Origin of the sequence: Streptomyces sp. NPDC057654 (assembly GCF_042800135.1) — a bacterium.
In the GTDB taxonomy this organism is placed as follows: domain Bacteria; phylum Actinomycetota; class Actinomycetes; order Streptomycetales; family Streptomycetaceae; genus Streptomyces.
Genome location: NZ_JBHVHQ010000373.1, coordinates 1 through 7,918, shown reverse-complemented (window position 1 = coordinate 7,918; position 7,918 = coordinate 1). Strand labels below are relative to the sequence as shown.

The 7,918-nt window shown below is 72.5% G+C and carries 7 protein-coding genes; 5 read left to right on the top strand and 2 right to left on the bottom strand.

All coding sequences use genetic code 11. From position 1 onward, the window contains the following. Nucleotides 1-165: 165 nt before the first annotated feature. Nucleotides 166-1,407: a thiolase family protein gene (locus ACFU99_RS24870; RefSeq protein ID WP_384395504.1), complete on the bottom strand. Its 1,242-nt coding sequence runs from the start codon at nucleotides 1,405-1,407 to the stop codon at nucleotides 166-168. A 291-nt stretch (nucleotides 1,408-1,698) separates the two neighbouring features. On the opposite strand from ACFU99_RS24870, the gene ACFU99_RS24865 reads away from it, so the two are divergent. The 5 genes from ACFU99_RS24865 to hemQ all read left to right on the top strand — a co-directional run bounded on the left by ACFU99_RS24865 (nucleotide 1,699) and on the right by hemQ (nucleotide 6,580). Further along, nucleotides 1,699-2,379 carry a DUF4166 domain-containing protein gene (locus ACFU99_RS24865; RefSeq protein ID WP_384395502.1) on the top strand — a complete coding sequence of 227 codons (681 nt, stop codon included), beginning with the start codon at nucleotides 1,699-1,701 and terminating at the stop codon, nucleotides 2,377-2,379. 90 nt (nucleotides 2,380-2,469) lie between these two features. Beyond that, nucleotides 2,470-3,114 (top strand): TetR/AcrR family transcriptional regulator, encoded by a 645-nt coding sequence (locus tag ACFU99_RS24860; protein WP_384395500.1) that lies wholly within the window; start codon nucleotides 2,470-2,472, stop codon nucleotides 3,112-3,114. 244 nt (nucleotides 3,115-3,358) lie between these two features. Further along, a complete protein-coding gene (locus ACFU99_RS24855) occupies nucleotides 3,359-4,240 on the top strand; it encodes a D-alanyl-D-alanine carboxypeptidase family protein (RefSeq protein WP_384395498.1) in 882 nt (293 codons plus the stop codon). Between the two features lie 131 nt (nucleotides 4,241-4,371). Continuing rightward, nucleotides 4,372-5,853, top strand: a complete 1,482-nt coding sequence (gene hemG, locus ACFU99_RS24850; protein WP_384395496.1) for a protoporphyrinogen oxidase — start codon at nucleotides 4,372-4,374, stop codon at nucleotides 5,851-5,853. 10 nt (nucleotides 5,854-5,863) lie between these two features. Beyond that, nucleotides 5,864-6,580: a hydrogen peroxide-dependent heme synthase gene (hemQ, locus tag ACFU99_RS24845; protein WP_384395494.1), complete on the top strand. Its 717-nt coding sequence runs from the start codon at nucleotides 5,864-5,866 to the stop codon at nucleotides 6,578-6,580. Between the two features lie 20 nt (nucleotides 6,581-6,600). On the opposite strand, the gene ACFU99_RS24840 is transcribed toward hemQ, so the two are convergent. Further along, on the bottom strand, nucleotides 6,601-7,918 hold a 1,318-nt coding region (locus ACFU99_RS24840; protein ID WP_384395492.1), incomplete at its 5' end, for an alpha/beta hydrolase.

Here is a 7,918-nt window from a genome sequence, read left to right as displayed (position 1 = left end):
GCGTCGGCGCGCCGCGGTTCGGCCCCGTCACGGGCGGCTGCGGGTATCGCCATCTGCGGTCAACTCCCTTGGTGGTCACCGTTCCCGTACTTACGCACCGGCACTCGCTGTCCCCGTGCTCACCGAACCCATGCTTACCGATCCCGCGGCTTACCGATCCCGCGCTCACCGTTCCAGCACGAGTGCCTGTCCTTGCCCTACCCCGATGCACAGGGCCGCCACACCGGTCCCCGAGCCCGCCGCGGCGAGCTGGTGGGCGACCGAGCCCGCGAGGCGCGCGCCGGAGCAGCCGAGGGGGTGGCCGATGGCGATGGCGCCGCCGCGCGGGTTGACGACGGCCGGGTCGAGGTCCGGCCATTCGGCGAAGCAGCCCAGCGCCTGGGCGGCGAACGCCTCGTTGAGCTCGAAGGCGGTGAGGTCCGCGAAGCCGCGGCCCGCCTTGGCCAGGGCACGTTGGACGGCTTCCACCGGGCCGAGACCGAAGTGGTGTGGTTCGATGCCGGTGACGGCGGACGCCCGTACGCGCGCGAGCGGTTCGCGGCCCACGGTGCGCAGCCCCTCCTCGTCCGTGAGCAGCAGGGCGGCGGCGCCGTCGCTGAGGGGGGAGGAGTTCCCGGCGGTGACCGTGCCGCCATCCTTGCGGAATGCGGGCTTCAGCTTGGCGAGCGCGGCAGGCGTCGTGGCGTCGCGGATCGTCTCGTCGCGGCCGAGCTCCACGCCCGGCACCGCCACGACCTCGGCGTCGTACGCGCCCTCCCGCCAGGCCCGCGCCGCCTTCTCGTGGCTGGCGAACGCGAAGGCGTCCTGCTCCTCGCGCGTGATGCCGTGCCGGTCGGCGATCAGCTCCGCGCCCTCGCCGAGCGATACCGTCCACTGCGGCGGCATGTCCGGGTTGGTCATCCGCCAGCCCAGGGTCGTCGAGTACAGCTGCTGATCGCCCGCGGGGAAGGCGCGTTCGGGCTTCTGGAGGACCCAGGGGGCGCGGCTCATCGACTCGACGCCGCCCGCGACGGCCACCGACGCGTCGCCGAGCGCGATGGCCCGGTACGCCTGCACGACGGCCTCCAGCCCCGAGGCGCACAGCCGGTTGACGGTCGCGCCGGGCACGGTGACGGGCAGCCCGGCGAGCAGCACCGCCATCCGCGCCACGTTCCGGTTCTCCTCGCCCGCGCCGTTGGCGTTGCCGAATACCACGTCATCGACGCGGGCCGGGTCGAGCGCGGGGGAGCGCTCCACGAGCGACCGCACGACGTGCGCCGCCAGGTCGTCGGGGCGTACGGAGGCGAGCGCGCCGCCGTACTTGCCGACGGGGGTGCGGACGGCGTCGACGATGTAGACGTCGCGGACGCCGCCGCCGGAGGAGGCGGAAAGGGCGGACGAGGGGGACGAGGGGGACGAGGCTGCCATGGGGTCTTCGGGTCCCTTCCCGCGGCCCGCGGGCGGGCGGCGCGGCGCGTTCGGTGTTCGGCGTTCGGCGTTCGGCGTTCGCCCAGTGAAACTTTGTTCAAGATCGGTCCGTGCCGAGTCTCGGCTTCCCGCGGGGGGCTGTCAATGGCACTGGTACGCCGCTACGGCCGCACTGTGGCGGCGACTTGAGCGACCGCTCAAATTCTTCTAGGTTTGAGCGGCCGCTCAAATCTGAGCGGCGGGGCCGGAGGCGGATGCCGTCCCGTGCCCCCGACCGTCTGGAGCGGCCTCATGACCTCGATCTTCCAGCGCGCCCTCGGCGCCGACTTCGAACGGCTGCACCCCCGCCTCCGGCGCCGCTTCTCCGTCGGGCTGGACAGCGGCGAGGCGTGCGTAGGGCGGGGCGTGATGGAGGAGGTCCGGCACGGACGCGGCTTCGTACGGCCCTTCCTCGCGCTCGGCGGCAGCCGGAACATCCTCGTCCCCCGCGCGGGCCGGAACATTCCCTTCACCATCGAGAACTTCCCGTATCCCGACTCCTACGGCCGCGAGACGGTGACGTTCGTGCGCACCTTCCGCTTCCCGGGCCAGGTGCACCGCTTCGACGCCACGATGGTCTTCAGCCCGGAGCGCGGCACCATCGTCGACTATCTCGGCACCCATCAGCACCTCGCCACCGACCTGCACTTCTCGGCCGACCGCACGGGGGCGCTGATCGTGCGGTCCGGCGCGCACCGCTTCCGCGAGGGCCGCGTCGACGTCCGCGTGCCCGAGGTCATCGGCGGGGACGCGACGCTCCGCGAGTCCTACGACGAGGCCGCGCAGTGCTTCCGCGTCCAGGTGTCCGTCGTCAACCGGCGCTTCGGGCCGCTCTTCGGCTACCGCGGCTCCTTCACCGCCGAGTACGTGCAGACCGCCGGGCACGACGTGCCGGCCCGGCTGCGGCCCGTACGGGAAGAGGCGCGCGTATGAGGCCCGTACGGGAACGCGCGTGGGAACGTGCACGGGACGAGGAAGGCGACCGCGCATGAGGTCCGTACGGGAAGGGGAGGGCGACCGCGTATGAGCGAGGACACCCGCGTCAAGCTGCTTGAGGGGGCGCTGAGGACGCTCACCGAGCAGGGCATCGCCAAGACGTCCGCGCGGTCCGTCGCCGCCGCGGCGGGCGTCAACCAGGCGCTCGTCTTCTACCACTTCGGCACTGTTGACGAACTCCTCGCCGCCGCCTGCCGCCACGGCGCCCGGCAGCGCGTCGACCTCTACCGCGACCGCCTCGCCGAGGTGACCACGCTCGGCGGCCTCCTGGGCCTGGCCCGCGAACTGCACGCCGAGGAGCGCGCCGGCGGCCATCTCGCCGTCCTCGCGCAGATGCTGGCCGGCGCCCAGACCCACGAGCGCCTCGCGCCCGCCACCGCGGCCGGGCTCGACCTGTGGGTCGCGGAGATCGAGCAGGTCCTGGGCCGGGTGCTGGCGGGCACCCCGTTGGCGGAGTTCGTGGACGTGTACGGGCTGGCGCGGGCCGTCGCCGCCTCCTTCGTGGGCCTGGAACTGTACGAGGGCGTGGACGCCGACGGCGCGAAGCAGGCCCTGCGCGCGCTGGAGCAACTCGCCGCCCTGGTCGGGGCCCTGGAGGAGCTGGGTCCCGTCACGCAGCGCGCCGTCCGCTCCCACCTGCGCCGCCGGGTACGGCCGCGCGGCTCGGGGTGAGAGGCGTGAGCTTCGTCCGAGGCGGACGTGACCTTTGCCCTGGGGTAGGTGCGGCGAGTCCAAGGGGGACGGGGAGTACGTCCACGGGGGATGCGAGGTGCACGCGCGGAAGTGTGAAGAATGCGCCGGAAAGTGTGAGGGGTGTACCGGGAGTTCCTTTCTCGCGCAGAGGCCCCGCGAGACGGCAGTACCCTCATATGACAGTAAGTCAGGGGCATTTGGAGTGTTCACCTTGATGATCGGCATGAAGAATCTGCGTCGCGTGTCGGCGGTCGCCGTCACCGCGGGAGCCGTGGCCGCCACCGGAGCGCTCGCCGCCCCGGCGCAGGCCGCCGCCAGAACCGCCACACCCACGATCACCGCCAAGGGCGGCTTCGTGATGAACAACGGCAACGGGAAGGTGCTCTTCGGCAAGGCCGCCGACACCCGCCGCAACACCGGTTCGACCACCAAGATCATGACGGCGCGGGTGGTGCTCGCCCAGAAGAATCTCAACCTCAACGCCAAGGTCAGGATCGACAAGGCGTACAGCGACTACATCGTCTCGAAGAACGCGTCGTCGGCCCGGCTGATCGTCGGTGACAAGGTCACCGTCGGCCAGCTGCTGTACGGGCTGATGCTCCCGTCCGGCTGCGACGCCGCGTACGCGCTCGCCGACAAGTTCGGCAGCGGCTCCACCCGGCCCGCGCGCGTGAAGTCCTTCATCGGCAAGATGAACGCCACCGCCAAGAGCCTCGGCCTGAAGAACACGCGCTTCGACTCGTTCGACGGCATCGGCGGCGGTTCCAACTACTCGACGCCGCGCGACCTGACGAAGCTCGCCTCCAACGCGATGAAGTACTCCACCTTCCGCACGGTCGTGAAGACGAAGACGACCAAGCAGAAGGTCACCACGTCCAACGGCGGCTACCGCTACATGTCGTGGTCCAACACCAACAACCTGCTCGGCGGCTACTCGGGCACCATCGGCGTCAAGACCGGCTCCGGTCCCGAGGCCAAGTACTGCCTGGTCTTCGCCGCCACCCGCGGCGGCAAGACGGTCATCGGCACCGTCCTCACCTCGTCCTCCGTCGCCAACCGCACGGCGGACGCGAAGAAGCTCATGGACTACGGCTTCAAGAAGTAGGCCGTCCCGTGGCCGAGGGGCGGGGGTTTCGCTTACGGGCGGCCCCCGCCCCTTCGTCATGCGTTCGCCGTGTCTTCGCCATGACGGGGACTCGTGCGATGTGCGAAATGACCGTTTGAGAGAGTGGGGCCATGAGCACAGCGCACACGCCCAAGGGCCATGTGATCGTCATCGGCGGCGGCATCTCCGGGCTGGCGGCAGCCCATCGGCTCCTGGCGGGCGGTGCGCGGGTGACCGTGCTCGAAGCCTCCGGCCGGCTCGGCGGCAAGCTGCACGCGGGCGAGATCGCGGGCGTCCCCGTGGACCTCGGCGCCGAGTCGATGCTCGCGCGCCGCCCTGAGGCCGTCGAACTCGCCCGCGCCGCCGGACTCGGCGACCGCCTCCAGCCCCCGGCCACGGCGAGCGCCGGCCTGTGGACCCGCGGCGGCCTGCGGCCCATGCCCAAGGGGCACGTCATGGGCGTGCCCGGCGACCTCGCGCCGCTGGCCGCGTCCGGCGTCATCTCCGACGAGGGGCTCGCGCGCATCGCCGAGGACGCCGAGCTGCCCCGCACGGAGGTCGGCGAGGACGTCGCCGTCGGCGAGTACGTGGCGCGGCGGCTCGGCCGTGAGGTCGTGGACCGCCTCGTCGAGCCGCTGCTCGGCGGCGTGTACGCGGGCGACGCCTACCGCATCTCCATGCGCGCGGCGGTGCCCCAGCTCTTCGAGGCTGCCAGCGGCCACCGCTCGCTGACCGAGGGCGTGCGGGAGATCCAGGCGCGCGCCGCCGCAAAGCAGCCGGACGGGGTTCCGGGCCCGGTCTTCATGGGCATCGACGGCGGCATCGGACGGCTGCCTCTGGCGGTCGCCGAGACCGTACGGGCCCAGGGCGGGGACATCCGTACCGGCGCGCTCGTCAGCCGGCTCACCCGCACCGCGACGGGGTGGACGGTCGTCATCGGGGGCAGCGGCGGTACGGGCGGTACTGGCGGTGGAGAGGCCGCAGCCGGCGGCGACGTGCTGGAGGCCGACGCCGTTGTGCTCGCCACCCCCGCGCCCGCCGCGTCCGCGCTGCTCGCGGACGTGACCCCGGCCGCCGCGGCGGATCTGGCCGCCGTCGAGTACGCCTCCATGGCGCTGGTCACCATGGCCTTCCGCCGCTCCGACGCGGACATGCTCCCGGACGGCAGCGGCTTCCTCGTGCCGCCCGTCGACGGACACAAGATCAAGGCGTCCACGTTCGCCAGCCGCAAGTGGGGCTGGATCGCCGACGCGGACCCCGACGTCTTCGTGCTGCGTACCTCGATCGGGCGGTTTGAGGACGAGGAGGATCTGAAGCGCGAGGATTCCGAGCTGGTAGGGATGTCGCTCGCGGACCTCGGCGAGGCGGTGGGACTCACGGCCGCCCCTCTGGAGAGCCGCGTCACCCGGTGGGACAGCGGACTGCCGCAGTACCCGGTCGGTCATCTCGACCGCGTGGCCCGCGTCCGCGAGCACGTAGCGGCCCTCCCCGGCCTGCGGGTCTGCGGTGCGGTCTACGACGGCGTGGGCATCCCGGCCTGCGTTTCCAGCGCCCGGCGGGCCGCCGACGAACTCCTCGCCACCCTGCCGACGGGCGTCCGGACCAGCGAGTGAGAATAGGGACATGACTGCTGAACCTGACAAGACCCCGAACGCCGGCAAGAAGGCCAAGGACCTCAACGAGGTCATCCGCTACACCCTGTGGTCGGTCTTCAAGCTGCGCGACGTCCTGCCCGAGGACCGCACCGGTTACGCGGACGAGGTGGACGAGCTGTTCGCGCAGCTCGCCGCCAAGGACGTCACCGTGCGCGGCACGTACGACGTGTCCGGGCTGCGGGCCGACGCGGACATCATGATCTGGTGGCACGCGGAGACCTCGGACGCCCTCCAGGAGGCGTACAACCTCTTCCGCCGCACGAAGCTGGGGCGCGCCCTGGAGCCGGTGTGGTCGAACATGGCGCTGCACCGCCCCGCCGAGTTCAACAAGTCGCACATCCCGGCGTTCCTCGCCGACGAGGAGCCCCGCGCGTACGTCAGCGTGTACCCCTTCGTGCGCAGCTACGACTGGTACCTGCTGCCCGACGAGGACCGCCGCCGCATGCTCGCGGACCACGGCAAGATGGCCCGCGGCTTCCCGGACGTCCGCGCCAACACCGTCCCGGCGTTCTCCCTCGGCGACTACGAGTGGGTGCTCGCCTTCGAGGCCGACGAGCTGTACCGCATCGTCGACCTGATGCGCCACCTGCGCGGGTCCGAGGCCCGGCTGCACGTACGCGAAGAGGTGCCCTTCTACACCGGCCGCCGCAAGGCGGTGGCCGAGCTGGTCGCCGGTCTGGCCTGACGGCTCGGTTCGCCTCCCCGTCAGGGGACGGGCCGCGGCTCCGGGCGCGGTGCGCAGTACGCGCGCCGCGCCGGGGTCTTTCCGGTGAGCAGGTACGTCTCCAGGTGGCGGTTGACGCACTGGTTCGGGCCGCCGCCGATGCCGTGCGTGCCCGCTCCCCGCTCGGTGACCAGCGCCGAGCCCGGCAGTCGCCGCTGGAGTTCCAGCGCGCCCGGATAGGGCGTCGCCGCGTCCCGCTCGGCGGCGAGCAGCAGCGTCGGCGGCAGCGACGAGCCGCCCTCGACGCCGACGTCCACGGCTCGTTGCCGGTGCGCCGGCCAGTACGCGCAGGGCAGGTTCATCCACGCGTTGTCCCACGTCTCGAAGGGCGCGCGGCGTGCGAGCCGGGTGTTGTCCCGGTCCCAGACGCGCCAGTCGCGCGGCCAGCTCGCGTCGTTGCACTCGACGGCCGTGTAGACGGCGTTCTCGTTCTCGTCCGCCCGTGCGGTCGCCGGGTCGGGCGCGGCGGCGGCGATCAGCGGTTTCGGGTCGCCGCGCAGATACGCGGCGAGGGCGTGCGCCCTGGGGGCCCAGAAGGCGTCGCTGTAACCGACGTTGAGGAAGGCGGCCTTCAGCTGGGCCGGGCCGACCGTGCCGCCCGCCGGTTCGCCCGCCAGCCGTTCGTGGACCCTGTCGTACGCGGCCCGCACCTCCTGTGGCGTGCGGCCGAGCCGGTAGTGCGCGTCGTGCCGTGCGACCCAGCGGCTCCAGTCGGCCCAGCGGGCCTCGAAGGCGGGCGCCTGGTCGAGGTTGCTGCGGTACCAGATCTGCCGCGGGTCCGGGTCGACGACGCTGTCGAAGACCACGCGCCGCACATGGCCGGGGAAGAGGGTCGCGTACAGGGCGCCGAAGTACGTCCCGTAGGACGCCCCCACGAAGTTCAGTTTCGCGTCGCCGAGGGCCGCCCTCAGCACGTCCAGGTCGCGCGCGTTGTTGAGGCTCGTGAAGTGTGGCAGCGCGGACCCGGCCCGGCGCGCGCACCCCTGGGCGTACGCGCGGGCCTGCGCGGCCTTGTGCCGTTTGAACGCCTCCGAGGGGTGGCGCGGGGCCTGGGTGGGGGCCTTGGCGAACTCCGCCGGGTCCTGGCAGGAGATCGGGGCGGAGCGCCCGACGCCGCGCGGCGCGTACCCGACGAAGTCGTACGCCCGCGCCGTCCCGCGCCACGCGGCCCTGTCCTTGAGCGTCGGATAGACCATCCCGGAGCCGCCCGGTCCGCCGGGGTTGAAGATCAGCGAGCCCTGGCGCTCGGCCGGGCGGCCGGTGGCGCGGGCGCGGCTGACGGTGAGGTCGATGCGGCGG

What these genes read in the sequence shown, in the direction of transcription:
- ACFU99_RS24865 (WP_384395502.1), top strand. Translation starts at nt 1,699, where the DNA reads ATGACCTCGATCTTCCAGCGCGCCCTCGGCGCCGACTTCGAACGGCTG.
- ACFU99_RS24855 (WP_384395498.1), top strand. Translation starts at nt 3,359, where the DNA reads ATGAAGAATCTGCGTCGCGTGTCGGCGGTCGCCGTCACCGCGGGAGCC.
- ACFU99_RS24870 (WP_384395504.1), bottom strand. Translation starts at nt 1,407, where the DNA reads ATGGCAGCCTCGTCCCCCTCGTCCCCCTCGTCCGCCCTTTCCGCCTCC.
- ACFU99_RS24860 (WP_384395500.1), top strand. Translation starts at nt 2,470, where the DNA reads ATGAGCGAGGACACCCGCGTCAAGCTGCTTGAGGGGGCGCTGAGGACG.
- hemQ (WP_384395494.1), top strand. Translation starts at nt 5,864, where the DNA reads ATGACTGCTGAACCTGACAAGACCCCGAACGCCGGCAAGAAGGCCAAG.
- hemG (WP_384395496.1), top strand. Translation starts at nt 4,372, where the DNA reads ATGAGCACAGCGCACACGCCCAAGGGCCATGTGATCGTCATCGGCGGC.